Origin of the sequence: Shewanella zhuhaiensis (genome assembly GCF_022484835.1) — a bacterium.
Classification (GTDB): Bacteria; Pseudomonadota; Gammaproteobacteria; order Enterobacterales; family Shewanellaceae; genus Shewanella; species Shewanella khirikhana.
The window spans coordinates 233,264-256,791 of sequence record NZ_JAKUDL010000006.1; the positions used below are offsets into that span (position 1 = coordinate 233,264).

Genomic DNA, 23,528 nt, shown 5'->3' on the forward strand with positions numbered 1-23,528 from the left:
CTCAGGAGCCAATATCAAGTAGCGTGTTATGCCTGTCCCGACTCTCGTGAACGGCTGCCTCTTGATAGTCAGCCACTGAGTAAGCCCCAAGTATTGCGCCTTCAGGCCCTGGTAGACGATAAAACACATCGCCCGATATGCAATTGCGGCGGAGGTTAAACCCGATTTGTTAAAAACATGTTGATTACAACTCTCGCGATCTGTATTAAAAATAGACTATCCCCTGAGCTTTCTATCAGGGAAAACGCAGGAAAGGATGTACACATCTGCCCTCAACTAAGCTGCGGATGTAAATACAAACGTCTATCAGATAAGGGATTATATAAACATGTATCCAGGTAAAGTCTCAGCCTCTATCTTGGCAATAAGCACTGTGCTTATCGTTGGCTGCTCCACACTGACGGATAAAGACCTCGCCAAGCACCAGATGCCACAACACACGGTGCTACAAAGTGAGGTGACGGGTTCCAGCCTGATACCTGTCACCCTGATCGCTGACAACCAAATCAATAATGTTCTGACCGACCCCTATATTCTGCGCAATTCATTTGCCGACATGGTTTCGCCGGTGGCCATAAGGCCTCCCGCACTCGATCTTTTTGCCCCGCAGGTGCTTTCGGAAATCCTGCAAAGGGAAACCGCGCAGGCTCGCACACCGCTGATGGTGCACCTTGGTGATGCCCTTAACATCGCTTGCAGACAAGAATGGGAAAGGTTTGTCGGCCAGTTTGGCTTTTTACCACGCCACAGCGTCGCCCCTTATTTGGGCCAGGCGCAAGAACCCGCCCCTGAAATAGACGGCCTGGTAATGGCCCCTGGGAATCATGATTTTTTTAACTATGGTGTTACCGCCGGGACCTGGTGGCAAGGCACCGCCTGGAGTGTGGAAGAGGCTTGGGCGAGAGGTTGTCAGGGAAGCTTTGATCCCAATGCCGACGCCGATACCAATGCCCACATGACCAAGAATCGCTTTCTGGAAGAATACGTCCATTTACTGCAGCAGCAGCCTCAACTTTATTCAGGATCGCGGCTCGGTTGTTCAGGCACAGAGTCCTGCGAATTTACCGGTATTAAAGGCTATCGGTTGCAACGACTTCACATAGAGCTGGATGAAGAAAAGCCATGGCGGTCCTGGATACTGCAGGAATACTGGCTGGGTGAACTGGCCGGCGGTCAACAATTGCGAATGATCCTGCTGGATACCACCGACTACGAAGGAACACCCAGCAATCTAGTTGGTGCTATACCTTTTTTACCAGGGGTTAATCCCGGACTTAACGGACAGGTGCGCCGAAAGCAACTGTCGGCGTTAACCCAAATTCTCAATGATCATCCCGGCGATAAGTTTTTAATTATGGGCCATCACCCATTGAAAGCTCTGCAAGACACCAGCAAGCCGCTGCTTAAAGAGCTGGAGCGCCCCGAAATTTTAGCCTATTTCTCCGCTCATACTCACTTTGGTTTTGTTAATCAGGCCACCCCAGAGCAAGATGCCAATATGGATTACCTGGCAAAAACTGCGACCCTTATTTTGCAAAATGCCCATGGTGAAGAGCTACCAGATGAGTCGCTCGAATACCTGATGACAGATCATAAGATGCCCCGGCCCCAGGTAAATGAAATCAACCTTGGCAGTGTTACCGACTGGCCAATTGAATATCGACGGCTCACTGTAGAAAACCGGCAACTGATCACCCAATTATACCGGGTGCAGCCATGGGAGATTGAGCAGACGAACAAGCAACACAAAGATGATGACCAGCAAACAGCCCTTATAGACAAACCGATGCCGCCGAGGTTACCTATGCCGAACCACAACGGTTTTGAACTCTACGATGGTTTAACCATGTCGCCTTACAGCGATTTAAGTTATCACGAGCTCACCTCACCTTCGATTTTCCTGCAGGAAAAGGCGACTCACTTTTACACGCTGGCATCGGTGATAAGCCATTTGATGCGGGCCTGGGAAGCCTCTGGCATCTGTACCCCCGACAATTCAGGCGCTATCGCCACGCCTTTTACAGAGGCCTGTATAGAGTTCGAAAACCGTGCTTCTATCGGGAAGGAAGAACCTACTTGCAATAAAGAAGATGGCTACCTGACCCAAACCTGCCGTCAGTATATGCATGCCAAAGCCCAAAAGCTGTTAATTCTGGACCTTAAAGTGACCCGTCACTCCGAGTCTCGTCGTCGGTATGGTTTTTACAGAGCAATAGATGCCAGCCGAGCCGAGTGGATATACAACAAGCATTCAGGGCGCGTATTGTCGATACATTGATACTGATCCCAGCGAGAAGGAGAACCGGTCATGCGATCATTTTCAGAAATGACAGGACAACCATAACATGCACTTTTTTGGCCTCGACCCAAACTCAATGTTAGCGGGGGGCCATCCAATGGATTTTAGAGCTTTCAATATATTCATGGCATATCATCTTCAGATGCAACTTAAGTAACTATGTACCAAACAAGTACCGAACAAGCGAATTACCGAACGAGCGAGAGATAAATACCCATTGGGCGCTCGGAGTACCATTATTTTTTAAACACTACCTGCCAGGCATTGAAGTAAATTTATAAAAGCCGTTACACTCTCAGACAATTCACATTTATCCATTCGCTTACCGCACAGACTTCGGCCATATTGAGAGTCGTTTCAAGGAACTGAAACATGAATAAATTCGTCGTTTATAGTACTTCGTTGATAGTAGTAGCTGCTATTTATATGCTATTGACTACAATCGCCAAGGTGTTTAAGTCTTCAGCTACGGACGAATTGGAAAAAAAACACCAAAAGGCAATGGCAAACAAAGCCGCTAAAGCCAGAGAGGAAGCCGAAAGAGCCAAGACGGAGGCCGAGGCGCGACGTCGTGAGCGAATTAAGCTAACAGAGGAAGAAACAGTACTGATTGACAGCTTGGGCTTTGATAGTGAGCTGATCTTAAAGCTGAAAAGATTCACCAACAGTGCCGTAAAACCCCTGCTTCAGGTACACAATCAAGACATCACTTACGAAGACCCGGCAGGTCCCTGTGAAGGCATTTTTCTGCAGTCGTCCAATCCAGATTGGCAATCCTCTGTGGCCCACAAGCGCATTTCTTTTGACTACGGCGACCTGATGACAGAATGCGAGAGCAAGGGTTACCTGCTATTTTTCAACCACTCATATACCTACGGCAACGGCTTTGCCATCATCAAGGGTAGTGAGCCTTGGGATGTTTTGCACTACCGCAAAACAAACGCCAACAATATGGGTTTCAGTACCGAAGAAATTATTGCCAAGCTGAAAGAATGGGATGTAGTACGGGTATTGTCGGTCAGCTTTGACTCTACTCTGGTTAAGTTTGCCGACTTTCCCAGCGATCCCAAAGCCCTTGCCAAATCCGTTGTCGCATTCTGCCCAGACATCCTGCAGCAAAACGACTCGACACAGGAACAGTTGGAAGATTATTTCGATGTCTGCGATGAAATATACCTTTGGTGGGATTAATCACTCGTCGAATTACAATTTGGCTTTAATGCAATAGGAAATAAGAACCATGAATGGACTTTTGAAAATTTTGCTCGTTGGCGCACTGGCATACGGGGGTTATGACCAATATAAAAGCACTATGCGGCCCCCGACAAACCAGTAGTGAATTGGCAAATTGTTTCCATGGATACAGTTAATATCAACGTCACGTTTCCCAAACCACCCAAAGTGGAACAGCACACAGTTCAGGGCATGCCTGTTGAGTGGAAAGGCGTTCGACATGGTGCTGCAGATTACAGCCTGGGGGTAATGCAAAACCTTGATTTCAGTATCGACGACGCCTATCCCCACGTGTTAACAGCAAAAGGGGCTAAATTACTCGACAAAAGTTTTGTCCTGATCAATGGCTACGAAGGCTACGAGTTCAAAATGGACTTTGGCAGTCGCCAGGTTATCCAACGGATGATTCGCTACCACAACGCCTTGGTTACCCAAACTGCCATTTACACCGAGCAGGAAGTTGAAGATACGGCCAGGTTTATCAATTCGCTGACACTCTGAGACATCCCCCAGTACCTCCCTAAGAAGCTAACTCAGTCGCACTCAATAGCTTCACGCTTCGCGGCCTCTTCCCGCCTTACAAAGATAAAGGTGAGGTACATCTTGGTGGGTAGCGATAATGCCATGCCCAGCGCCACACAGATGGCGCTGATAATAATGCCCTTTACCCCCATGGCTTCGATGCTAGTGCTGAAATTATGCAGGTAGATGCCGAGCAGGATCAGCGAGATGCCTGTCAGCATCACGGTTTTCAGCACACGGTTCAGGGTATCGTCTCGCATCGCTTCAGCCTCTTTGCTCGTTCTTTTTTGATCGTTCCTGTTAGCCCTTTTCTCTTTTGGCTTGTCCAATGCCCCTGTTTACGGCCTTTAGCGCTGCACTAAGCTTGGGAATGTTCACTTAAGCCAATTCTCATAAAGATTAATCTAATAGCCATAAATTACCCTGATCCAGATCAGGCCGCGGCCATTACCACAGGAGCAGGAGCAGCAGAACCACACTCTAACCACAGGCTCGGCGGCAAATAACTCTCCAGTTAAACCGCAGCCAGACAAAAATGCCAGTCGGCGAACCGACTGGCATTTTGCGTTCAGTGAAAAGCGAGTGGCTTATTTGTAGATCAGGATTTGACCCACAGACTTGTCGTCACTCTGGCTAACTACGCGGATTTTCAGGCCGTAGTTCGGCACGTTGCGGCCTGCGTCTGGGATGTCGGCACTGATAAAGGAGGTGCTGTCATCAAACACAGGGTTACGCTTGGTGTAGTTGTCACGCATATGCAGGTCGTAGGCCTTGAGATCCAATTCCAGCTTGGTCGCCTTGTCGATACTGAAGGCGGCATCGTGGATCTGATAACGGGTAGAGGCTACGTCTCCACCGTTCCACAGGTTGGTATGACGGTCGGCATCAACCACCCCCAGGAAGCCGTCACCAGGGTGTACGCCTACCCAGTTGTTATCGAAGGAGGGGTCAACGTACCACACCAGCAGACCTTCGTTGAATTCCATCAACTGACCGGCCACATTGATGTGCTTGAGGCCCTTATCTACGCCCTGATGGTTACGCCATTCAACCAGATAGTAGTGTGGCGTGAAGAACTTACCTGTGTCCTTGGTAAAGCCCGCGAGGGTGAACAGGCCAGTGCCTTCCACGTCATCGGCGCTGCTGCTGCCATCAACCGATACCTGCACATCGTCGATGTACAGACCTGGGTTGGCGACATAACCATCGGTCCAGTAGTAGAACAGCAAGTACACTTGCTTTCCGGCATAGGCCGACAGGTCGAAGCTGGCATCCACCCAGCCACCGGACTGACCTGTGATGCCATTGCCAAAGTTCTGACCATTGGGGTTGCTGTTGGTGGTGATGTTACCTGCGACGGGTTCAGAGGTGCCAGTGGCAGGGTTGTAAACCATCACGTAGCCATAGTCCCAGTCGGCTTCGATATCAAACCAGGCTTTGAAGCTGACACTGGCGCTGCTGGCGCTGCTCAAATCCAGAGGCATAAACATCTGATTACGCAGGTTGTTACCTGAACCACCATGGTAAGCGTACTCGCCGCTGGTGGGGGTCACAATGATGTTTTCTTTTTCGGGCAAGTCGATGCGAATGGCATCGTTGTTGGTGCCCTTGGACACCGCCTGATCCAACAGGCCAGTGATGCCATCGGCAGGAATGTCATTGAAATGAATGGTGCTGCCAGACAGCCAGTTCAGGCCCCATCTGTTCGACAGGAACTCTTTGGCCCAGGCGCTGAAACCGGTTGGCTCAGTACCGCCAAGCACACCGGCCCAGCTGCCGCTGGACATGATGGACCAGGAAGATACGGGCTCGCCGCGACCTGTGTACTGGGTATCGTATTCATCAGGCAGGCCCAAATCGTGGCCGTATTCGTGGGCAAATACGCCCACGGCGCCATCGGCTGGCTGCACGGTGTAATCGAACGCGCCCATAACGCCGCCCCAATAAGGAACTGGGGTTGAGGTACCGGGAATGCCGAACACGCTGCCGAGGTTCCAGCGGTGCGACCAAATGGCATCTTCACCCAACTGACCACCACCGGCTTCTTCACCCACGCTGGAGTGGATGATCATCACGTGATCCACCAGCCCATCGGGTTCCCACACATTGCCATCACCATCGAGATCGTATCTGTCTTCGATATCGAACTGCGACATATCCACACTGGGATCGGCAGCCGCGGCAGCCAGGGCTTCACGCACCAGCGCACGGATATTGCCGGAAGGGTTACCACCATAATAAGCGGCGTTGTGCTGCGCCATGTACCAACCGGCAACCTGGCCTTCAACTGAATAGCTGTTGCCCGACTGTGCTTCGTAGTATTGCTTCATGGAGACAAAGTTCTGCCCGGCAGGGCCGGTCCAGCCACTTTGACCAAACATCAGCGAGCTGTAATGCGCAGGCGTGTAGTCTTCGTAGTACATGCCGGTTTCACCGGGCTGAATACTGTTGTGGGGAAAATCCGGAAACTCCATCAAAATGGCCAGGATTTTCGCTGTGCGCTGCTCACCTTCATAGTTTTCCAGCATCATGGGCGCAGGCTTGTTGTGCTTGCCAATCCCCAGCTTGTTGCCGCCGCCATTTTGCAGGGCGCCACCGAAGTGGTTTTTGCTGCCTAAACCAAACTGCTTGATGGCCTCATCTGAAACAGAACCAGCGCGAACGCGCTCCTGTTCCTGACGCTCGCGCAGGTAGTTGGCCAGGGCCTGTTCGGCCTCGTTTAATGTCGCGTTCTGAGCAATTTTGCCCGACTGCTTTAACATAGAGATAAGCTTGTGCTCATCGGCAATAGCCATATCAAAGCCACCTTGCTGATGCAGCTCAGGCTGGTCTGCTGCCAGCGCTGGCAAACCGATGCAGGCACCAGTGGCTACCGACAATGCAATAAGAGATTTCCGAATCATTTTTCTCCCCCGAAATCCTGTGATGTCATTCCTTCGTTTGAATGCAATGCTGTGCTCAAAAATCGAGCGAACGATGACTATTGATCACATGACAAACAAGATCAACACAAAGCGTTAACAAAATCGCCGATTAGCTGGAAGATCGGATGAGTGCTTACAAAACAGCGTATTATTTAATCATTACGCTCAAAAGAGGACTCATTTCTTTTGTGGGTGTTCTCAAAAACTTACCCGCGGCCAAGACAAACCAACACCACAAGCACAGCGAACAGCCTTAATGGCCACCAGCTGCATGGGCGTGTTTCTTCTCAGGGCAGATTAAGGCAGACTGGCTGACTTCTTCCTGCGGACGACTATTTCGCCAGTGCGCAACTGTCGCCGACTCAATGCAAGGAATGCTTTGATGACCCTGAGCTTTTCGCTCCCTTGTGCATGCCTGCTGCTGGGCATAGTGAACGTCGCCACTGTCGGCAGTGCCGTAGCAGGCACCACTGAGCCCAGCGCAGGCGTCGCGGGGTTTACCCTGCCCCGCTCTGCGGTGTTTGAACTAGAGGATCCACTCAGCCAGCGGCGTTATCAGATTGCGGTGCAGCTACCCAAGTCAACCGCGAAACTTGCCACGGCGCCGCAGGTGTATCTGCTCGATGCCCCCTACGCCTTCCCGATAGTTACAGGGGCCATGCGCTTTCCGGTAAACAGCGGCGCCATGGAGGACGCACTGGTTATCGGCATAGGATACGCCCTGGGCGATAAAGGCCAGACAAGCCGGGTTCGCGACTATACGCCGACCCGTAGTAACGACTGGAAGCTTGCCACTGGCGGCGCGGCGGCCCATGCCGACTTTATCGAGCAGGTACTGTTTGATGAGATTGCCCGTCGTTTTGTGCCAGCAGGTCAAGGCGCAGGCGCCACGCAGACACCCAGACGCATTTTTATCGGCAACTCCCTCGGCGGGCTCTTTGGTGGCTGGCTCATCCAGGCGCGCCCGGAACTCTTCGATGATTACATCCTCGGCAGCCCATCGGTGTGGTTCGATAACGAGGCTGTGCTGAAAAGCACTGTGGCGCCCATTGCCGACAGCAAACCGCTGCGGCCAGGCAGGGTATTTATCGCAGTGGGCAGCGCCGAACTGCCGCCAGCTCAGCGTCATGACATGGTAGCGGGCGCCCGCAAACTGAAGGCAAGGTTCAGCGCCCTGCCGGCGCGTCAGCTCGAGATTAAGTACCTCGAAATACCTGAAGCCGACCACAGCATTGCCTTCCCCACCAGCGCCATTCACGGCCTGAGCTGGTTGCTGGGTCGTCCGCAAAACGACTGACAATTCATCCAGCTGACACACAAACGTCATCCCCCTGTCATCCAAAGTGGGTTTCATCTTGCCATTTAACACACACTTTGCAGGGGAAGAGGGATGACATTCAAACAGGGGATTTTGGCGCTGACGCTTACCGCGCTGCTGGCGGGCTGTTCATCGGACGGTGACAATGGCGCCCAGGGCGAACAGGGGACACCCGGCGCGGCCGGACAGGCAGGTCAGCCAGGTAAAGATGCGCTGCGCGAGCTGGAAATTCAGGTAGTTGGCCGCTTCGCCAGTGGCATTTACGGCAAGTCTGCCGCCGAAATTGTGCAGTTTCACAAAAGCTCGGCCAGCGTGTTTGCCATTAATGCCGCCAGTAACCAAATTGAAATTATCAAGCTGGCGGGCCTGCCTACCGCCGCAGTAGCGACGCCAGTCAGCGACAACAGCCTGAGTTCGGCGCCCATGACCTTCCCGGCTGCCGTTAGCGTAAAAGCGAGCGATAACAGCGATATGGAACTGGCGCTGGGGGTGGCCAACTCCATTGCCATCCACGGTGACTGGTTGGCAATTGCAGTGGAAAACGCCGTGAAGACCGCCACAGGTGCGGTGCTTTTTTATCAGCTCGACAGCAATGGTGCCGCCACCTTTGTTAAAGCCGTGGCCGTGGGCGCCCTGCCCGACATGCTGACCTTCACCCCCGATGGCAGCAAGGTGCTGGTTGCCAACGAAGGCGAGCCAGATAGCGATTATCTGGCCGACCCCGAAGGCTCTATCAGTTTGATTGGCTTTGAAAATGGTCAGCCATCCGACTATGCTGACAGCATCAACTTCAATGACGATATCCGCTTTTCCAGCAAGCTTATCAAGGCCGATGCCTATGATACCGAGGCCGAGCGCCGTGCCCTGCTGACCGCGGCCGGGGTGAAGTTTGCCAGCCCCGATGGCACCACTGTGGCTCAGGATCTGGAACCTGAGTACATCAGCGTGGCCGACGACGGCAAAGCCGCCTGGGTATCGCTGCAGGAAAACAATGCCATCGGCATTCTCGACCTCGAAACCAACACAGTGGAGATCAAGGCACTGGGGCTGAAGGACTGGAGCCAGTACCGCCTCGATTTCACCAACAAAGACGGTGTTGCCAATCTGCAATACGCCCCCGGAGTTTATGGTCTGTATCAGCCCGACACCATTGCCTCGTACCGCTGGAATGGCGCCTCCTTTATTGTGACCGCCAACGAAGGCGACTCCCGCGACTGGGACGCCTACTCGGAAGATATCCGCGTCGCCGATGTAATCGACCCGGACGAGTTCAACCTGCAACTCTCCCCCGAGCTGCAGGCGCTGTACGACCAAAGCGGCGGCAAGGATGGGCTGGGACGCCTGAAGGTAACATCTGCCCTGCTGGATGAAGACAAAGACGGCGTAGTTGAGCGCCTGTACGCCTACGGCGGCCGCTCGTTTTCCATCTGGGATGCGCAAATGAATCAGGTATTTGATTCGGGTGATGACTTTGGCCGCATCGGCTCGGCGATTCTCGGTAAGTATTTCAACAGCGCCCACACCGAGAACAAGGGCGATGACCGCTCTGACGACAAGGGCGGCGAACCGGAAGCCATAGATGTAGGCACAATCGAGGGCCGCACCTATGCTTTTATCGGCCAGGAGCGCTCCGGCGACCTGTTTGTGTATGACATCACCAATCCATTCCAGGCCGCCTTTGTTGCCCATTACAACAACCGCAACTTCGAGGTGAGCTTCGAGATGGATGACGATCTGGCCGATCCCTGCGACAGCGCCGAAGGCATGGATTGCACCGAGGTGCCCAATGCCGGCGACCTTGGCCCGGAGAGCATCAAATTCATTGCCGCCGAAGACAGCCCCAGCGGTGCGCCGCTGCTGATTGTGGGCAACGAAGTCAGCGGCTCGGTTACCGTGTATCAGGTCAACGAAAAAGACTGAGTCGCGGTATTCAGGGTAAAGGCGCCTGAGGGCGCCTTTTGACTTTTTGGCCGCTGCGGCTTCCAGGGCACATCACACATCCGGGCATGATCAGGGGCGCTCATTCGATATTTCAATAAGATAGCAGTAAGATAGCCATACCTGCGCATCTTGCATTGAATAAGGACGTATCAATGGCAGCCAAATCCCCGCTATCGCCCCTGCAAGCCCTGACACTGGCACTGCTGTTGCCAAGCCTGTCTGCCTGCGTTATGTACCGTGGCCCCAATTACCGTTCTCCGCCGACGAGCTACGCCGGTGTGGTGGAGGTGATTTACACCCCGGCCTCTTTCGAAACCGCCACCCTGGCCGAGCGCTGGAGCCTGGATCTGAGCGCCTATCACAATATGCGGGGCAATAAGCCCGAAGAGCAGCCCTACCGCCAGAGCTTTCGCCTGGAAAAAGAGCATTCGCAAAGCCTCGAAAACGCCGTATTGGATGAGGCCGCGGATGGTTTTGCACGTACGCCAATGGATTACCAATATGTCCGTGGCTCCAGCTACAGTGGCCTGTGGCGCTTTGATCCCAAAGAGTGCACCCTGAAGCTGTATAACGACAATGGCTACTGGCTGGCATCCCTGAAAAGCACTGGCACCGAAGACTACCGCAGTCAGCAGCCGGATAACCAAATCACCGTTAAGCCCCGCCGGGTGTTCCGGCTGGCATCCATGGCAACAGATCCCCGTAAGCTCGGCGTATTGGCAGGAAAGGTGTTTTACGTCAAAGACTGGCAAGTTTACTGCCCCGAGCCAGAAGCCGAACTGCCTGCGGGTTCAGAGCCAGGAACCAAGTAAGCTAACAGTTACCAAAGAAACTCCCCGAGGCGCTGCGGCAATATTCTCGGGGGGCTTGCGGCCTTGTTTTCATGACTCAAACAGGCTGCTCTTTGCCCTGCTTTAGTCGTTTTTGCAGATTATTTTCAATTTTTGCCACCGCACAACCCAGGTTTTGTGTGTCTACTGACACCCAGAGACACACTTACTTACGCTGCGAAACCCGCCCTCACAGAATTTCCAAACTGATACAAGTCTTCAACACCTGCTTACAGCATTGCGCTTTCAAGCGCGCCAGAATGTGCCTGAAGGAAAGGAGACGGCCCGCGAGCGCATGCAACAGTATCTGAAGATCAGCTGCTGACGCTAAGCGGGCCAACCGGCCCAACGTGGCCTTTATCAGTGAAGTTGGTCAATACAAGGAAATCATCTATGGACGCACGTATCCTGCTCGCCCCCGTACTGCTGCTGGGCCTTGGCACCGCCAGTGCCACCGAATACCGCTTTGTCGGGACTGACACCAAGCCCGAAACCCAAATGTGTATTGCCGCTGGCAGCAATAAAGCCGGCAAGCTTCGACTGCAAATGAATGAACAGCATGGCAGCACCCGCTACCACGCCAACAGCGTGCAGTGTAACGGTAAGAGCCTGGCCCAGTTCGCCTATCAGTACGGCGCCGACAAGGCATATACCTTCCTGGCTGGCCACTCTTACGATCGTAACAAGGCCATTGAAAGCGTGACTATTAAAGATCTGTCGGCGGCAAATGCCCAGGGCGACGATGAAGTGGTGTACGTGCAGGTGTCGTCCCGTTGATGGCGGCAACGCCAACGGCCAAAACCAACACTTGTGCAATCCGCCGGACGGGGCTGGATCCAGCGCCTGCCGGGGCAGGGTTTCAAGCGGCGTAAACAACCTCCTGTTTGCGTCGCTTTTTTTGTGTAAGTTGCTTTTAGTTTACCAACCCGCTTTGACTCACCTCTGAAGTGAAGCCAGCCTATGCCAGTAACCGCTACTCCTTTTGGCATAATTGTCGCCCGATAATGTGATTACCCCAGCAAAACACTCAGGCTTTCGTTGCTGCTCCTGGCATAGCTCAATAACATGCATATAAATTACAGCAAAGGATTCCAGCATGAATACAGAGGCCCTGCTTCAAACCCGCGTTGGCGAACTGGTGGCTCAGGACTACCGTTTTGCCCATGTGTTTTCCCGATTTGGTATCGATTTTTGCTGTGGTGGTGGCCGCACCCTGTGGGAAGCCTGCGAGCGGGCAAAGGCCGATACCACAGCTGTGGTGGATGCCATGAAACACAGCGCTGCCGAGGGCGAGCCCGATGCCTTGCTGGCTGAGCTACCCCTGCCACAACTGATTGATTACATTGAAGAGACGCACCACAGTTATGTACGCGCCACTGCGCCCTTACTGCTGGAGTACGCCGCTAAAATGGTGCGCGCCCACGGCGACAGCCACGCCGAAATCAAACCGCTGGCAGGCTGGATCCAGGCTTTGGTAGAAGACTTGCTGCCGCACCTGATGAAGGAAGAACAAATCCTGTTTCCTGCCATTCTCGCCATGGCTGGTGGCGAACAGGTGAGTGGCTGCTTTGGCCATATCGGCAATCCCATCCGCGCCATGGAATACGAACACGACGAAGCCGGCACCATTTTGAAAAGATTGCGGGAACTGACCCAGGACTATCAGCCACCGGCCCACGCCTGCACCACCTGGCGCATTTGTTACCAGACCCTGGCCGAGTTTGAAGCCGACTTACATCGTCATATTCATCTGGAAAACAATTTACTGTTTCCAAAAACACTGAAGCTCACCCAGGGGTGAGCTTCATTCTGTAATAGCGCTCTGACTCAGGGCGCGACTTGCCATGGCGCAGCCCAGGTTCTGGCGGCTTGTTTCTGGGCAATCAGTTGCTCAACCAGTTCGCGGATTTTCGGCTCAGCGTCGATAAACTTGTTCATATTGGCGCCGCCCATGCGGGCATCGTAAATCGCCTGACCATCGAGCTTGCCCTGGTGGTAAACCTTGATTTCGGCATAGACCATATACAGGGCCAAATCCCAGGCCCAGTTGGCGGTGTAAGTGGCGGTCCACTCACAGTTATTGTTGGCATCCAGCTGTTTTACTACCTGATAGTTGATTTGCTTTTCGCGCAGTACCTTCTCGACTTCCTGCAAAAAACCTTCACGTACATCAGGGTTTTCCAGCACGCACACAGTCGCCTGCTGATTGATGTTGGCCGGATCCACATGTTGTTTGATTGAGCAGCCGCCAAGCAAGCTGGCGAATAGCGCCAACACAATGATCTTCTTCATTATTCTTTCCTTGATAATTGTTATGTTTTGGCGCGTTCAACGCGCCAGCGTCACTCTATCAGCACAAAGTTTGAATGCAACATCTTTGTAACCAAAACCGGCGAGACACCACACTTAAGCAGGATCCCCTGTCAGCACTCTGCATGAGCACCAAGCGCTGACAGAAAAGAGCCCAAGATGAAAAACATACAGAGATGAGCGCGCTTAACAACGGCTTTTAACAGGCTAAGACGCCTTGGTGGGGAAAGGCATTTACAGCAGGCTGATTTGCCCATCCTGCTGACGGGCATTGACCACCGCCGGGTTCCACACTGCGGCCTCTAGGCCCTGTGCTGCCAACGACTCTGACAGGCTGGCAACCAGCACAGCCGCAAGCTCAGGTGCGTCACTGTTATCGGGCGTATGGATAAACAGATAGGGTGAGCGTCCTTCGGCAAGCCACTGCCCGAGCTTGGTCAGCCAAGGCGTAAAGAAGCTTTGATTGTCGCAGCCCGGTTGCAGCCCAAGGCTTAAAGGCTCAACGCCCCAGGCTTGCAGTGCGTGGGGCTGTGCAATAAAGCGCACCACTGGGTTGGCCGCCGTAGCGATGGGATGCACCGGCACCCGCGGTTTTTTCTGATGCGCATCTATTACCGCCTCATTGATGGGCGGCAGCGCGAATACAGGCCGGGTATCCATGATGATGCGATTGACCCCTTTCTCCATCAGCAAACGGTTGAAGTCGCGCTCGGCCTCACCCTTGGCAAAAAATGCCCGGTGACGCACCTCCACTCCAAGGCCAATCCCCTCTGGCAAGGTTGACAAAAATGCCTCGAGCACCGGTAAAGATTCGGGTCCGAAACGGGCTGGCAGCTGGATTTTCCAGATGGCAGTCTTGGCCAGCAATGGCGTCATCAGCCTGAAAAAGGCTGTCACTTCTTGTTGGCTGTTATGGAGCGCCAATTCGTGGGTGATGCGCGAGGGCATCTTGAAGGTGAAGCGAAAGCCATCCGGCGTGGCGCTATTCCAGACCGCGACTGTTTGCGCCGATGGCAGGGCGTAGAAGGTTGTGTTGCCTTCGACCGTATCGAAGGCCTCGGCATAGGCCGCCAGACGCGCCTCGGCGCCCGAGCCGGGCAGCAAAGACTTCCAGCCCTTGTGCGACCACATGGCCATACCAACACGAAGGCGGGGTAACTGAGCTTGCGACATAAAAAGGCACCAAAACAACCGGAGTGCCACCTTAACCAAAGCGGCGCGGCTTGTCACGGCCAGGGGGAGTAATCAACCAGTGCTGTGGTTTGGCAGCAAAAAGTGGCCGTCGGTGAAGAGGCGCCCGACGACCATTGCCCAGGGTGAAGGAGCAATCACGAGCCAATGCCCGCTTGAGATAGCTGGTACAGTGGAAATAAACCTTCCTTAGAAGTCGTAGCGAACCCCCAGGGTGATAAGGTCGTCATCGAGGGAGACATTCAGGCCGCCAAGCAGCAGGTCGCCATCGAAGCGGGTGTAATGACCATAGAGCTGGGTGCTCTTGGCGAGCTTGTAGTTGGCACCGAGGCTGAGCTGACTCAAATCCACCTCGCTGACATCGCTGAGCTTGCCGTCGGTTTGTGATTTGATAAAGCGCGACACATATTTGCCAAGACCGGCATCGTCCTGGCCATACTCCAGCTTGAGCCGGGTCTTACCCAGATCCCAGGCGAGATTCACAAACCAGCTGTTGCCATCAAGGGCGGCAAACGCCGGATCCTGATGCTCGCTCTGCTGGAAAATACCGCCCAGCGTCCATTCGCCGAGCTTCACCTGAGTTACGGCGCGGCTGGCATCGATATTGTCGATACCACTGTTGTAGGCAAGGGCCAGATACCAGGGCCGCTTTTTCAGTGAAGCGTCACCGGCAGTGGCCGAAACCGCATAAGCTGCCTCATCGGCACCATAGTTGTCGCTCAGAAGATAAGTGCCGTTAAGCTGCACCAGTCCGCCAAGTTTGGGGGACTGATAGGTGAGGCTGTCGCCAAAGCGACCCTGCCCCGGCAACAGCCGGTCGATATCCGAGTTGCTGGTGCCGAAGATATCTACCTTGCCTTCGGCGGTTTTGAATACGCTGTCGTTGCGGCCAAAGGTCAGGGCACCGAAGTCGGTTTTCACCCCTATATAGGTGTTACGGGCTTTGAAGGTTTTGCCCGAGTTATCAAAGTTATCAACCCCAAACTCCAGCTTGTAAAACAGCTCCAGCCCGTCGCCAATGGCTTCGCTGCCTTTTACGCCGATACGGGAAGAGTTGTTTTCCAGTACGGTACCAGCCTTGCCATTTTGGGCGGCCACGCCAAGGTCCGAGTCGGTCAGCGACAGGTTGATACGGCCATAAAAGTCTGCATCGGCGGCCAGGGCAGTGCTGCCGGGAGCAAGCAGTGCCAGTGCAATAAGAGCTTTGTTCATAATGAAATTCCTTACGCGATTGGTTTGCTTGGGCCACCCGCAGGTGGCCCGGCCGTTATCAGTAATCCACTACCTTCTTGGCATTCCACACACTCATGGCGAGGAACATGGACACCACGGCGGCGGCCAGCCAGAAGTACTGGGCGGTTGAAAAGTCGTACTGCTTCACCCCATCGATTTCGGTAATGGTGATTAAAGAGGCAGACACAATTTCCTGGGCAGAAGCGGCGATGTAGGAGCACAGGCCGATAAAGCCTTTCACCGCCCCCACAGCCGCTTTGGGCATCAGGTCACAGGCGGTAAGACCAGCCAGGAACACCACCAGACCACCGATGGCATAACCAATCAGACCCAGGGCAACGGCATCCACCACCCGGCTCTGTGGGCCCCAGAACATCAGGCACAGACCGGCAATGTTGGCCAGACCGTACAGCAGGGTTGGGATATGACGGTTGGCGTTAAACAGCTTGTCAGAGATGATCCCCGCCAAAATGGCCCCGGCGAAACCGGCGATGGGGTAAGCCGACATGGCAAAGCCAGCATCAATCAGGCTGTAGCCCTTGGACTCCTGCAGATACAGCACGGCCCAGGAGCTCATGGCATAGCGGGAGATATACATGGCCGCACAGGCAAGGGCGATGATCCACACGGTAGGCTGCTTGAGGATAAACAGCTGGGCACGGCGGATTTCCTTGGGGTCAATCTTCTTCTTGATTTCAGCGTCTTCGCCATAGGCAACGGCTGGCTCTGGCAGACCATAGGTTTGCGGTCTGTCTTTAAGCACAAAGTACATGGCGATGGCGGCGGCAAAGGTAGCAATACCGGCACCCACAAAGCCTGCTCTCCAGCCGAAGAAGCTCACTACGGTGGCGGTCAGGATCCAGGTGATACCTTCACCTATGTTGCGCGAGCCGCCCCAGATGGAGTAAACAGAGCCACGCTGCTTCGGCGAGAACCACTGGAAAATCGACACGCACGAAGGCGCACTGCCCACTGACTGGAACCAACCGTTCATCGCCCACAACAGGATGAAGAAGAAGGTGGCGGTGTTCATACCCATCAGCAAACAGGTGATGGCCGACAGCCCCAGCGATACCGACATAAAGCGGCCGATGTTGGCGTAGTCCGACAGGAAGCCGTTGGAGAACTTACCCACGGCATAGGTTAAGAAGAATGCCGAGCCTATGATCCCCAGCTCATCCAGGGTCACAATGCCGGCATCCAGCATAGGTTTTTTAGCGACGTTCAAACTCATGCGGGCGACGTAGAACATGGCATAACCCAGCACCAGTCCCAAGAACACCTGCCATTGATATTTCTTATAAATTGAGCGGATTTTTTCCGGTGTCCCTTCAATCAGGGGCTGATCCGGCCGCGTTTTGAAAAAGTCCAGCATCTGCCTTCCTCCCACGTTTAAGTTGCTCGTTCGCCGGGATCCGGCTCCCGACTTGCGAGCATCTTTTCAGGCACAATTGCCGGGGACAAAAGCCGTAAAGTGGGTCAGATTTAACTCAAAAGGCAGAATTTCCGGGTCAAAATTGGAATGGCTACACTCACCGATAAACACTTATTGTTGGAAAATAGGCCAACCTTGGGTCAGTTCCGACTCACTCAGGTGTAAAAAACGTTAAAAATTGATTAAAAAATTTGAGCCATGACACAAAAAAAACTGCTCGCCCTACTACTGATGCTATGCCTTGGCTGGCCAATTACCAGCCAGGCGAAAGACAATTGCCTGGTGATCCTCACCTCTTTCTCCGAGCTGCCCTTTAAAGGACTGGTCGATAAATTCTCGACCCGGGAGCAATGCGAAGTGCGGGTGATTTACCGCCGCACCCTGCCCGCCATCCGGCTGCTGACCGACGGTAACCAGCCCAAGGTGGATTTGGTGGTGTCGTCCTCGCCGACGCTGTTTCAAACCCTGCATCAGCAAAAACTGCTGGCACCGCTTGGCAAGCTGTCCAATGTCCCCAGTTGGCTTGCGCCCCACAGCCTGCCGGCCAGCGACTATGTGTTGCCGGTGGCTTACTCCGGCATTGGGCTGATGTTCAATCGCGACTACCTGGATAAACATAAACTGCCACAGCCCCGCAGCTGGCAGGACTTAGCCCAGCCCGGCTTTAACGGCCATGTAATGATGAGCTCGCCCAGCCATTCAGGCACCACCCATATGATGGTGGAAAACATATTACAATCAGAGGGATGGGATAAAGGCTGGGCACTGCTGATGCGCATTGGAGGCAATCTTGCCTCGCTGTCGGCCCGCAGTTTCGGGGTCAGCGATGCCATCAGCCGTGGCCTGGTGGGCGCAGGCCCTGTGATAGACAATTACGCCAGTGCCGCCCAGCGCCATTTCGAGTATGTGGGCTTTAGCTATCTGCCCGATACCGTCATTCTTCCCACCTACTGCGGCCTCACTGCCAAGGCGGCCCACGCCGATAAAGCCAGACAATTTCTGAACTTTTTGCTGTCGGACGAGGGGCAGGCCATTCTCACCGAACCCGAATTCGCCAAAACGCCCTTAAACGATGACAAGCTGGCCCACAGCACCGACTTTGTTATCGAAAAACAACAGCTTTTTTTACGCAACAATGTGATTAAAGCGCTGTTTGAGCAGGCGATTTCTCAGCAGCTACCTAAACTTCGTTATACCTGGCTTGCCATCATCAAGGCCCAGGGCGCCATGAAAAACACCCCGAAAAACCATCAGGTACTGTCCCAGGCCATCGCCCTTGCCAGCCGGGTGCCCATCAGCGAAGCCGAGGCCATGTCGCCCGATCTGCAGGAGGTGTTTGCCGACTATGAACAGCAACCCTCGGCGCAGATGGAGCGCACCATGCAGGACTGGCGCATGCAGGTCGCTCAGCAACTGGAGCAGGCCATGGCACTGGTTCGCACCCTGGAGTACCCCTGATGTCCAAGTCCCAATCGCCCCTTGGCAGGCGACTCTTTATTGCCTTTTCGGCCATGTTGGGGCTGACATTGCTGGTCGGCCTGACCAGCCTCGGGGTATGGACACAGCTCAGCGCTCAGGTCAGCAGCATCATCAGTGAAAGCGTACCCACCATCAATGCCACCTACAAACTGGAGCGCGCCAGTAACCGGCTGTTGCAGCTGTTGGGACAACTGCCCGGCGCCGAGGATGAAATCACCCTGCTGACCCTCGAGCGGCAGATTACCGAGGCCATGGGCGAGCTTGAAAATGCTTACCTTGTGAACCTGCACAGCGACGATGAACTGGCTCGGCAACAGGCCCGCTTTGCCGAGCTTGAAGCCTTGATCCAAAACCAGAATCAGCTGCTGCGCCACCAACTGACCCTGGCGCAGCATCTGGCATCGCAGCAAAAGCAGCTGGCCAGGCTGCATCAGGACCTGACCGATGAAATGACGCCGCTGCTGCAGGAAGTGGCCTGGCACTTAAGCGCCCAGCTTGGCAACCGCACTTCGGCCAACACCATCAACTCGGTGCTGCAGGAGTTTTCGGTACTGCAAAATATCGCATTGAAAGAGAACGAAATTCATCAGCTCAGCACCGAGATTATCAACCAGCGTCATCAAAGGGAGCTGGAGCATGCCTTCTCATTTATTGGCTTTCAAATCGATGAGTTAAGGCTGCTCACCACCCAGCTTGCGGCCTACCCATCGACTGTGAGCCATCGCCAGATATTGCAGGAACTGGTGGAGTTGGTGAAACCCGCAGGCGCCTTGCATCAACTGCTCGGTGAAGATGTGGAAAACCAGCGTAAAATCAAAGCGTTGCAACCGAAAATCAACGAGCTTATCCAACCCTACCATGCGCAGGTGGTCACTGCCGTGGCCCAGGCCAACACCAATCTTGAGTCCCTGGTGCGGGCCACCAACCGCCAGGTGAGTCAGGGCAAAGCCTGGCTGCTGCTCATCCTCACCGGAGCGCTGATTTTAAGCACCTTCGTACTGACCGGGCTGATTTCCAGGCGTCTGATTGGCCGCTTGAACCTGCTCAGCGAAGATTTGGCCAAGGTGTGCAACAACGACCTGTCGAGCCCCTTGAGCGTGCGTGGCAGCGACGAGATTGGCCGCCTTGGCGAGCAGTTGCTGCAGTTCCGTGCCCAGCGGCAACTGATGGACAAAACCAATGCCCTCAACCTGATTAACAACACCCAGGCCTGCCTTATCACCTGCCTGATGGATGGCACCATTGAATCGGTCAACCCCATCGCCCGCGAACTGCTGCCCCTGGGCAATGAGCCCGAGCAGTCACTGCTGTGGCAGGCATTTCCCCCTGCAGCAGCGCAGCAACTGGCAAGCCAGTTTGCCCCCGGCAGTAACCTGCAGCGACTCGGCCAGAGTCACTGTCTGCTGGAGCTTGGCAGCGACAAACAACAGGCCTTCTGGCACTTCGATTTTCGCCGCTATGAGCAGGCGGGGGAGCTTAAAACCATTATCACCATCACCGACATGACCCGCCAGGAGCTGACGGCCCGCGAGCTGTCGGAGCGGGTTGCCGAGCGCACCCGGGATCTGAAAGACAAAAATCAGCAGCTTGAACAAGAAGTTGAGCGCCGCACCCAAGCCCAGAATGACCTGCTGCGGGCTCAGGACGAACTCATTCAGGCAGCCAAAATGGCGGTGCTGGGCCAGGCGATGACCAGCATGGCCCACGAGCTGAATCAGCCGCTGTCGGCGATTTCCACCTTCCTTTACACCAGCCGTATGGCCGCCGAGCAGGGCGACATGACGCTGCTGACCGATAATCTTGAGCGCATCGGTCAGCTCAGCCAGCGGATGCACCGCATTGTGGGCGCGCTGAAAGAGTTTGCCCGCAAAACGCCGGCAATCAGGGTCAGAGAAGCCCTGTCCCTTGGCGCCGTGGCCGATAGCGCCTTGCTGCTGCTCGCCCCGCGGATAAAGCGCGATAACGTGCAGGTAGAAAGCCGCCTTGAGGCCAAGCTGAGCGTGATTGGCGATCCGGTGGAAATAGAACAGGTGCTGATTAACCTGCTGGTCAATGCCCTCGATGCCATCGCGAGCTGCGAGCACAGGCACATCCTTATCGAACAGCTGCCGCAGCCCGGCAGCACCCTGATTGCCATTCGCGACACTGGCCCAGGCTTTCCCGAGGCTGTACTGCAAAAACTGTTCTCGCCTTTTGTCACCACCAAAGAAGTGGGGCTGGGGCTGGGGCTGTCGATTTGTCGAACCCTGATGGAGCGCCAGGAAGGCGATATCCGCCTTGCCTGCACCATGGAAGGCAACACCCTGATGCTGCTGGAGTTCCCCTATGTCCCATCTGCTTAAACCCAAGCCGAATCTGCTGCTTATCGACGATGATGAGGACGTGCTGGATGCCTGTCGGCAGCTGTTTTATCTGTCTGGCTATCAGGTGCGGGCAACCAGCTCGCCGCAAAAGGCGCTGGAGGTACTGAGCCGCGACTGGGACGGTGTGGTCGTGAGCGACATCTACATGCCCGCCATGAACGGTCTGGATTTGCTGGCAGCCGTGCACAGCATCGACCCGCAGATCCCGGTCATTATGATCACGGGGCACGCCGATATTCCACTGGCGGTAAAGGCGGTCAAGCAAGGCGCCGCCGACTTTATTGAAAAGCCCCTCGACCCACCGACCTTTCTTGCGCTGGTAAAAAAGGCCGCCATGCAGCGCCATCAACTGATTGGCCAGCGGCAAACGATTCAGGACTCTCTCGCAGGTCAACTGCTTGGCAGCAGTGCGCAAATCAACGACCTCAGAGAGCAGCTCGGGCAACTGGCCTTAACCGACCGCGACGTGATGCTGGAAGGCCCCCGCGGCGTTGGTCGCAACACCCTGGCGGCACTGCTGCACCAGCTTGGCCCCAGAGCCGAAGGACCACTGCAACAGCTCGAATGCGCTCTGGTGGAAAGTCCGGAGAAACTGCAACAGGCGGTGGATGCCAGCCGTGGCGGCACCCTGATTTTACGGGAGCTTGAGCATCTGCCCACCGACAGCCAACGTTGGCTGGCAAGCTTTCTGCTGGATCAGGAACGCCGTGGCAACAAGGACGTGCGCACCATTGCCATTCTGGAAAGCCAGCCCGAAGCCCTGGTACAGCAGCAAACCCTCACCCCTGAGTGCTTTTATTATTTCTCCCAGGTCAGGCTGCGGCTGCCAGCCCTGTGCGAACGTCCAAGCGACATAGTGCCGCTGTTTATGGCCTTCCTGAAAGAGAGCTGCCGCCGACTGTCGCGCAAGGTGCCTGCGGTGGAAAATCGCTATTTGGACAACCTCAAACAGCACAGCTGGCCCGGTAACGTGCGGGAGCTTCGCAACGTGGCCGAGCTTTACGCGGTGGGCATAGTCAAACTGGCCAATGTGCAGCGGATTGCGGCGGCGCCCTCGGTTAAAGGCCCGCTGGATGAATTGGTGGACGACTATGAAAAGCGTCTGATTGAGGATGCGCTGTTTTTGTTCTCGGGCCGGGTGTCGGAGGCGGCGGACCACCTCAATGTGCCCCGAAAAAAGCTCTACCTGCGGATGAAAAAGTACGGCCTCGACAAGGAGTGTTTTAAGCCGGTGAAGCCGGGCAAGGGCTGAGCCCTCGCTGGCCAGAGGGCGAAACCCGTGTTATATCAGGGGAAACTGCAGTACAAGGACAGCCCATGACCCAATTTGCCCTCGATGATATTCAGCATCTGCATGAGTCGGTGCAGGTAGAGTTTAAGCTGGCGGCGGGCCGGGATGGTCAGGGCCAGCTGCCGGAAGACATGTGGGAGAGTTACAGCGCCTTTGCCAATACCCTTGGCGGCGAGATTATTCTGGGTGTGCGTGAATCGGCCGGCCAGTTCAGTATCGAAGGCATTGCCAACCCACTGCCGATGCTGGAAGAAATCTGGCACATATTGGCAGACAGGGACAGGGTGTCCTGCAATGTGTTGTCGCCAACCGATGTACAAATAATTGAACTTGCGGGTAAAAAACTGATCAGGCTGCACGTACCCGAAGCCAAAGCCTGGCAGAAGCCGGTGTATCTGGGCAAGGACCCCTACGGCGGCAGTTATTTCAGAGTGGATTCATCGGATATGCGTGCCAGTCGGCGCCAGGTGAGCCAACTGCTGCGTAAACAGCGTCGCCTGTGCGGGCCACAAGACTGAGTGCTACCACCACCAGAGCATCACCCCAAGCGAAGCGATAATCACCCCCAACCCTTTCATCAGCGGCTTGTCGGTTTCGATAAGACTGAGATACCAGGCCACGGCCGCGCCAATCAGCATGATAACCACACTGCCGAGCACAAAGCCCATGCTGTACCACACGGGGTTGGCCAGTTCGGGAATTTCTGTGCCGTGGGCATGACCATGGAACAGGGCGAAGATCCCCACAAAGGCCTGGGCGAACGACAGCGGTAAATCCCGTCCGAGCAACAAAGCAATACCGAACAGCACCACCGACAGCGCAATACCATCCTCGACCAGCGGCATGGGCACCTTAAGCAGCCCCACCACGGCGCCAAACAGCAAAAATCCAATAAAGGCCAAAGGTACTGAGAAACGCGCCCGGCCACCGAGTTGCATGCCAAGCAGACCCACGGCGAAGATTGTCAGCAGATGATCGAGACCAAAAAATGGATGGGCAAGCCCGGCTAAAAAGCCATCGTTGCCATAAATGTTGTGGGCAAAGGCCGACCAGGGCAAACACAGCAAAATGCTTGCCCAACCAGCTTGCCTGACGCGCGCCTTGAACCCTGACACCTCTAATCCCCTTTCCGACGAGGTAAATACAGGCTAACAGGTTC

The 23,528-nt window shown here is 54.7% G+C and carries 19 protein-coding genes; 12 read left to right on the forward strand and 7 right to left on the reverse strand.

Annotated features, from left to right (window positions below; all coding sequences use genetic code 11):
- The first annotated feature begins 328 nt into the window (after window positions 1–328).
- From MJ923_RS16565 to MJ923_RS16575, 3 genes are all read left to right on the forward strand, one after another.
- Window positions 329–2,278: a metallophosphoesterase family protein gene (locus tag MJ923_RS16565; protein ID WP_240592028.1), complete on the forward strand. Its 1,950-nt coding sequence runs from the start codon at window positions 329–331 to the stop codon at window positions 2,276–2,278.
- 393 nt (window positions 2,279–2,671) lie between these two features.
- Entirely contained in the window at window positions 2,672–3,490 is an 819-nt protein-coding gene (locus MJ923_RS16570; RefSeq protein ID WP_240592029.1) for a DUF4253 domain-containing protein, read from the forward strand.
- A 165-nt stretch (window positions 3,491–3,655) separates the two neighbouring features.
- Window positions 3,656–4,033, forward strand: a complete 378-nt coding sequence (locus tag MJ923_RS16575; RefSeq protein WP_240592030.1) for a hypothetical protein — start codon at window positions 3,656–3,658, stop codon at window positions 4,031–4,033.
- Between the two features lie 32 nt (window positions 4,034–4,065).
- Here MJ923_RS16575 and MJ923_RS16580 read toward each other — a convergent pair whose 3' ends face one another.
- Window positions 4,066–4,314, reverse strand: a complete 249-nt coding sequence (locus MJ923_RS16580) for a hypothetical protein (protein ID WP_240592031.1) — start codon at window positions 4,312–4,314, stop codon at window positions 4,066–4,068.
- A gap of 327 nt (window positions 4,315–4,641) precedes the next feature.
- Window positions 4,642–6,957 (reverse strand): immune inhibitor A domain-containing protein, encoded by a 2,316-nt coding sequence (locus MJ923_RS16585; RefSeq protein ID WP_240592032.1) that lies wholly within the window; start codon window positions 6,955–6,957, stop codon window positions 4,642–4,644.
- A gap of 403 nt (window positions 6,958–7,360) precedes the next feature.
- Here MJ923_RS16585 and MJ923_RS16590 point away from each other — a divergent pair, with 403 nt between their 5' ends.
- The 5 genes from MJ923_RS16590 (at window position 7,361) to ric (ending at window position 12,868) form a co-directional block, all read left to right on the forward strand.
- Complete coding sequence (locus MJ923_RS16590; protein WP_240592033.1) at window positions 7,361–8,275, forward strand: alpha/beta hydrolase; 915 nt, start codon at window positions 7,361–7,363, stop codon at window positions 8,273–8,275.
- 93 nt (window positions 8,276–8,368) lie between these two features.
- On the forward strand, window positions 8,369–10,216 hold the full coding sequence (locus tag MJ923_RS16595; protein WP_240592034.1) for a choice-of-anchor I family protein: 1,848 nt from the start codon (window positions 8,369–8,371) through the stop codon (window positions 10,214–10,216).
- A gap of 173 nt (window positions 10,217–10,389) precedes the next feature.
- Window positions 10,390–11,049, forward strand: a complete 660-nt coding sequence (locus MJ923_RS16600; RefSeq protein WP_240592035.1) for a hypothetical protein — start codon at window positions 10,390–10,392, stop codon at window positions 11,047–11,049.
- A 411-nt stretch (window positions 11,050–11,460) separates the two neighbouring features.
- Window positions 11,461–11,844, forward strand: coding sequence for a DUF3718 domain-containing protein (locus MJ923_RS16605; RefSeq protein WP_240592036.1), 384 nt, complete (start codon window positions 11,461–11,463; stop codon window positions 11,842–11,844).
- A 319-nt stretch (window positions 11,845–12,163) separates the two neighbouring features.
- On the forward strand, window positions 12,164–12,868 hold the full coding sequence (ric, locus tag MJ923_RS16610; RefSeq protein WP_240592037.1) for an iron-sulfur cluster repair di-iron protein: 705 nt from the start codon (window positions 12,164–12,166) through the stop codon (window positions 12,866–12,868).
- 26 nt (window positions 12,869–12,894) lie between these two features.
- Here ric and MJ923_RS16615 read toward each other — a convergent pair whose 3' ends face one another.
- The 4 genes from MJ923_RS16615 to MJ923_RS16630 form a co-directional block, all read right to left on the reverse strand.
- Window positions 12,895–13,359, reverse strand: a complete 465-nt coding sequence (locus tag MJ923_RS16615) for an Sbal_3080 family lipoprotein (RefSeq protein WP_239886357.1) — start codon at window positions 13,357–13,359, stop codon at window positions 12,895–12,897.
- A gap of 252 nt (window positions 13,360–13,611) precedes the next feature.
- Complete coding sequence (locus MJ923_RS16620) at window positions 13,612–14,550, reverse strand: DUF72 domain-containing protein (RefSeq protein ID WP_240592038.1); 939 nt, start codon at window positions 14,548–14,550, stop codon at window positions 13,612–13,614.
- Window positions 14,551–14,757: 207 nt separating this feature from the next.
- Window positions 14,758–15,780: a porin gene (locus MJ923_RS16625; RefSeq protein WP_240592039.1), complete on the reverse strand. Its 1,023-nt coding sequence runs from the start codon at window positions 15,778–15,780 to the stop codon at window positions 14,758–14,760.
- Between the two features lie 58 nt (window positions 15,781–15,838).
- Complete coding sequence (locus MJ923_RS16630) at window positions 15,839–17,176, reverse strand: MFS transporter (protein ID WP_240592040.1); 1,338 nt, start codon at window positions 17,174–17,176, stop codon at window positions 15,839–15,841.
- 258 nt (window positions 17,177–17,434) lie between these two features.
- Here MJ923_RS16630 and MJ923_RS16635 point away from each other — a divergent pair, with 258 nt between their 5' ends.
- From MJ923_RS16635 to MJ923_RS16650, 4 genes are all read left to right on the forward strand, one after another.
- Window positions 17,435–18,694 carry an ABC transporter substrate-binding protein gene (locus MJ923_RS16635; protein WP_240592041.1) on the forward strand — a complete coding sequence of 420 codons (1,260 nt, stop codon included), beginning with the start codon at window positions 17,435–17,437 and terminating at the stop codon, window positions 18,692–18,694.
- Complete coding sequence (locus MJ923_RS16640; RefSeq protein ID WP_240592042.1) at window positions 18,694–21,057, forward strand: ATP-binding protein; 2,364 nt, start codon at window positions 18,694–18,696, stop codon at window positions 21,055–21,057. Before MJ923_RS16635 ends, MJ923_RS16640 begins: the two co-directional genes overlap by 1 nt.
- Entirely contained in the window at window positions 21,041–22,330 is a 1,290-nt protein-coding gene (locus tag MJ923_RS16645; protein WP_240592043.1) for a sigma-54-dependent transcriptional regulator, read from the forward strand. Before MJ923_RS16640 ends, MJ923_RS16645 begins: the two co-directional genes overlap by 17 nt.
- A gap of 65 nt (window positions 22,331–22,395) precedes the next feature.
- Window positions 22,396–22,887, forward strand: a complete 492-nt coding sequence (locus MJ923_RS16650) for an AlbA family DNA-binding domain-containing protein (RefSeq protein WP_240592044.1) — start codon at window positions 22,396–22,398, stop codon at window positions 22,885–22,887.
- Between the two features lie 3 nt (window positions 22,888–22,890).
- On the opposite strand, the gene MJ923_RS16655 is transcribed toward MJ923_RS16650, so the two are convergent.
- Window positions 22,891–23,484 (reverse strand): HupE/UreJ family protein, encoded by a 594-nt coding sequence (locus tag MJ923_RS16655; protein WP_240592045.1) that lies wholly within the window; start codon window positions 23,482–23,484, stop codon window positions 22,891–22,893.
- Window positions 23,485–23,528: the final 44 nt, after the last annotated feature.

Bases quoted from the DNA above. Each gene is read 5' to 3' on its own strand.
- MJ923_RS16565 (WP_240592028.1), top strand. From the start codon at position 329: ATGTATCCAGGTAAAGTCTCAGCCTCTATCTTGGCAATAAGCACTGTG.
- MJ923_RS16570 (WP_240592029.1), top strand. From the start codon at position 2,672: ATGAATAAATTCGTCGTTTATAGTACTTCGTTGATAGTAGTAGCTGCT.
- MJ923_RS16575 (WP_240592030.1), top strand. From the start codon at position 3,656: ATGGATACAGTTAATATCAACGTCACGTTTCCCAAACCACCCAAAGTG.
- MJ923_RS16580 (WP_240592031.1), bottom strand. From the start codon at position 4,314: ATGCGAGACGATACCCTGAACCGTGTGCTGAAAACCGTGATGCTGACA.
- MJ923_RS16585 (WP_240592032.1), bottom strand. From the start codon at position 6,957: ATGATTCGGAAATCTCTTATTGCATTGTCGGTAGCCACTGGTGCCTGC.
- MJ923_RS16590 (WP_240592033.1), top strand. From the start codon at position 7,361: ATGACCCTGAGCTTTTCGCTCCCTTGTGCATGCCTGCTGCTGGGCATA.
- MJ923_RS16595 (WP_240592034.1), top strand. From the start codon at position 8,369: ATGACATTCAAACAGGGGATTTTGGCGCTGACGCTTACCGCGCTGCTG.
- MJ923_RS16600 (WP_240592035.1), top strand. From the start codon at position 10,390: ATGGCAGCCAAATCCCCGCTATCGCCCCTGCAAGCCCTGACACTGGCA.
- MJ923_RS16605 (WP_240592036.1), top strand. From the start codon at position 11,461: ATGGACGCACGTATCCTGCTCGCCCCCGTACTGCTGCTGGGCCTTGGC.
- ric (WP_240592037.1), top strand. From the start codon at position 12,164: ATGAATACAGAGGCCCTGCTTCAAACCCGCGTTGGCGAACTGGTGGCT.
- MJ923_RS16615 (WP_239886357.1), bottom strand. From the start codon at position 13,359: ATGAAGAAGATCATTGTGTTGGCGCTATTCGCCAGCTTGCTTGGCGGC.
- MJ923_RS16620 (WP_240592038.1), bottom strand. From the start codon at position 14,550: ATGTCGCAAGCTCAGTTACCCCGCCTTCGTGTTGGTATGGCCATGTGG.
- MJ923_RS16625 (WP_240592039.1), bottom strand. From the start codon at position 15,780: ATGAACAAAGCTCTTATTGCACTGGCACTGCTTGCTCCCGGCAGCACT.
- MJ923_RS16630 (WP_240592040.1), bottom strand. From the start codon at position 17,176: ATGCTGGACTTTTTCAAAACGCGGCCGGATCAGCCCCTGATTGAAGGG.
- MJ923_RS16635 (WP_240592041.1), top strand. From the start codon at position 17,435: ATGACACAAAAAAAACTGCTCGCCCTACTACTGATGCTATGCCTTGGC.
- MJ923_RS16640 (WP_240592042.1), top strand. From the start codon at position 18,694: ATGTCCAAGTCCCAATCGCCCCTTGGCAGGCGACTCTTTATTGCCTTT.
- MJ923_RS16645 (WP_240592043.1), top strand. From the start codon at position 21,041: ATGTCCCATCTGCTTAAACCCAAGCCGAATCTGCTGCTTATCGACGAT.
- MJ923_RS16650 (WP_240592044.1), top strand. From the start codon at position 22,396: ATGACCCAATTTGCCCTCGATGATATTCAGCATCTGCATGAGTCGGTG.